Source organism: Pontibacter rugosus (genome assembly GCF_042678745.1).
Classification (GTDB): Bacteria; Bacteroidota; Bacteroidia; order Cytophagales; family Hymenobacteraceae; genus Pontibacter; species Pontibacter rugosus.
The window spans coordinates 1-1799 of sequence record NZ_JBHTLD010000392.1; the positions used below are offsets into that span (position 1 = coordinate 1).

The 1799-nt window shown below is 44.7% G+C and carries 1 protein-coding gene and 1 riboswitch; the gene reads left to right on the top strand.

The window, feature by feature from the left end:
• Positions 1 to 292: 292 nt before the first annotated feature.
• A riboswitch (Fluoride riboswitch) is annotated at positions 293 to 361 on the top strand.
• 47 nt (positions 362 to 408) lie between these two features.
• Positions 409 to 1758, top strand: coding sequence for a voltage-gated chloride channel family protein (locus tag ACFQ2O_RS21460; RefSeq protein WP_377532917.1), 1350 nt, complete (start codon positions 409 to 411; stop codon positions 1756 to 1758).
• The last annotated feature ends 41 nt before the right edge of the window (positions 1759 to 1799 follow it).

Below are 1799 nucleotides of genomic sequence, written 5' to 3' on the forward strand. Positions count from 1 at the left end.
GTATAATTTCAGTCTATAAACAAAATTTTGGTAATACTTGAAGATACGCAAATTGTCTTTCAAATCCTTTAGAAATCTACTAAACCACTGCTTCGGCACCTATGTCTGCTTTTTTACTGCATCGGTTTTGTGCAAATACAGCTGCGGCAATGTCTCCGATCTGGTAATACAGATGCTGTATGATTTTACAGGAGTTTATTGGCTGAGTGCTACTCTGTGTAGTAGGTGTAACTTGAAAAGAGAAAGAAATTTAGCCTTGGTAAAAAACGATTTAAGACATTTTTAATACCTTTGCCTTGAAGGTGATGGGGTACCACCTGAAACCGCCTGCCCAGGCAGCGCTGATGACTCCTAAGGCCAAACTTGTGCTTATACAAGCTTGTGCTTTATATTTGTTATCAGTTGAACATGAAAAAACATTACACCAACCCCGCTTCAAGTATCAAAAACGCACTTCGTTACGTGCTATCCGCTGGAGAGCAGGCAGCTGCTTTGCTCTATTTAACTAAATGGCTTCTTATATGCACTTTAGTAGGAGTGTTGGCAGGGAGTGCATCCGCATTTTTTCTCGTTGCGCTTGATTGGGTAACAACATACAGAGAAGCAAATACAGAGATAATCTGGCTCTTGCCCGTCGGTGGACTCTTAGTGGGTTTACTATACCATTACTACGGCGGCGATGCAAACAAAGGCAATAACCTGCTGCTAGAGGAAATTCAGAAGCCGAAGAAAGTTATACCGTTCCTTATGGCGCCACTGGTTCTTTTTGGCACCTTGGTTACTCATTTGTTCGGAGGCTCTGCTGGCCGGGAAGGAACCGCCATGCAAATGGGAGGAGCCATAGCAGACCAATTTACGTATCTGTTTCGTCTGCGCCCCCGCGATAGAAAAGTAATTATTATTGCAGGTATAAGTGCAGGGTTTGCTTCTCTGTTCGGTACTCCGCTGGCAGGTGCGCTTTTTGGGCTGGAGGTTTTCATACTAGGTCGCATCCGCTACGAAGCACTGTTACCAAGCCTTATGGCAGCTATCATTGCCAACTATACTTGCCATGCCTGGCAAGTGGGGCACACACAATATGACATACCTTTTGTGCCTGAAATCACCTTAGAGGCTCTTTCGTTAACCTTAGGCGCAGGAATTATCTTTGGTTTGGCAGGAATGCTGTTCTCTAAAAGCACCTATTACTTTCTGTCGCTGTTCAAGAAACTGATCTCTTACCCGCCACTGAGGCCTTTTATAGGAGGGCTAGTAGTGGCAACTGTGGTATGGCTGATGGGAACGACAAAGTATATCGGTTTAGGTATACCTACTATACTCTCCGCTTTTGAGGAGCCTGCTCAATGGTATGATTTTCTGGTGAAAACATTTTTAACAGCCTTTACATTAGGGGCTGGTTTTAAAGGGGGAGAAGTAACGCCGCTTTTTTATGTCGGCGCCACCCTGGGTAATGCTCTCTCACAAGCCTTGCCTTTGCCGATGGCCCTCATGGCCGGCATGGGCTTTGTCGCTGTTTTTTCGGGAGCTACTAATACGCCGCTCTCATGCACGATTATGTCTATAGAACTTTTCGGATCGGAGAGTGCTGTCTTTATGGCATTAGCCTGCTTCACAGCTTATCTTTTCTCAGGCCATACCGGCATCTACGGCTCTCAAGTTATAGGCTCTCCTAAGCATCTGTTTTATGGGCGCTATAAAGGCAAAACCTTGTCCTCGCTGACTTCTGCACCAAACTTCAGGAGCAAGATAGAGGATTAGCAAAATTATAGTTCAAACATTGATGTATAGGTTTAGATTTC

Coding starts and splice junctions, on each gene's coding strand:
- ACFQ2O_RS21460 (WP_377532917.1), top strand. CDS start 409: ATGAAAAAACATTACACCAACCCCGCTTCAAGTATCAAAAACGCACTT.